We start from the raw sequence: 1,345 nt of genomic DNA on the forward strand, positions 1-1,345 counted from the left end.
GGTCAATCATGTTTGGACATGATTGACTATAATTGTGTATAAATATAAGTGGTGCACTTTATGCGATTGAGGTGGTGCAGATGTCTGCGACTACCAGTGCTTTTACATGCGAATAATCAGATATTGGTCTTGCAATTTTATTTAGTGCGGTTTTTGGTATTTCTCATGTTCAAATTTTACATAATAAAATGATGAAAAATGATGCTGATTACAAAATTAGCGTTATGGACGAACGTAATATTTTGATTAAAGAGAAAGCAGGAAATGTGACAAACATGGTTAATACTGTATTATTGGGTTTAGCAACTGTCATATTTATTTGCTTAGATTATGTCATTCCAGCAATTATCACTGGAACAATTATTACAGTTCAGCCTATCATTTTAATTACTATCAGTACTATGCTTGAGAAAAAAATGTAATTAGAAACTAATTTAAAAACTATGATAGATTGGAAAAGTAATCAATTTTCACATAAAAAGATAGATAAATACAAGGAAGTGAGTTGATTTCACTTCCTTTTGATATCATTAGATTAGTAAATGAGTTAATCTTTGTATCAGTTTTTTGCATTTTAGAAATGTAATTATTTAGATGTCTTTTCATTGTGAGTTCATTTGTGGAGAGGTATGATTAAAGTAAAATATATTCAGTCACTTCAAGTTGAAAATGTTATTTAGCTAGTAATAAAAAAGGGAAGAAACTATAAATGAAAAAATAAAGTTCTGTTAATAGATGTATAGTTTTAGAAAGGTAAATAGCATAATGCATGAATGAACTCATAAAATTTGTAAATACGTGTTTAATATAAATTAAAATCAGTGGAAATAAATTATTGGAAATCAACAAAAGATTATGCTCAAATAGATGAGATATAAAGGAGATGTACATGAGAGAACTATTTGATTTTATTGTTTTGTTTTTCATATATATTTCTATGTTCTATAGAAAATGGAAAGTACAAGGAAAAGATGTATTATTTATAAATACGATAATGTATATATACTTATCTTTTATATTATATCTGACTTTAATGCCTATATTAGTATCTTTACCATTTATATTTAATCATCCTTATGAATTGATGAACTTAGTTCCGTTTGTTGATGTAACAAATGGAAGAGGTGATTTTATAAGACAGGTAGTATTAAATATAGTTATGACCATTCCTTTTGGATTTTTATTACCATTAGTAAGAGAGAAAAAGATAAATTTATTGAACGTTATTTTTATATTATAGGAATTTGGTTTCGTTTGGTTGATAAATGCTTAAAGCAAATATTAACAATGAGCAAAATAAAAAGTAATGCACCAGCATTACTCTATTTTTCTGCATGCAAAAACG

General features: G+C 26.5%; 2 protein-coding genes. Both read left to right on the forward strand.

Going from position 1 to position 1,345, the window contains the following annotated elements; genetic code table 11:
* Positions 1–224 precede the first annotated feature (224 nt).
* The gene (locus B5E87_RS15340) at positions 225–422 is read left to right on the forward strand and encodes a hypothetical protein (RefSeq protein WP_206399323.1); all 198 of its coding nucleotides are present in this window, start codon (positions 225–227) and stop codon (positions 420–422) included.
* A 467-nt stretch (positions 423–889) separates the two neighbouring features.
* The gene (locus tag B5E87_RS14770) at positions 890–1,240 is read left to right on the forward strand and encodes a VanZ family protein (protein WP_087246169.1); all 351 of its coding nucleotides are present in this window, start codon (positions 890–892) and stop codon (positions 1,238–1,240) included.
* The last annotated feature ends 105 nt before the right edge of the window (positions 1,241–1,345 follow it).

Source organism: Massilimicrobiota sp. An142 (assembly GCF_002160725.1).
In the GTDB taxonomy this organism is placed as follows: Bacteria; Bacillota_I; Bacilli_A; order Erysipelotrichales; family Coprobacillaceae; genus Allocoprobacillus; species Allocoprobacillus merdigallinarum.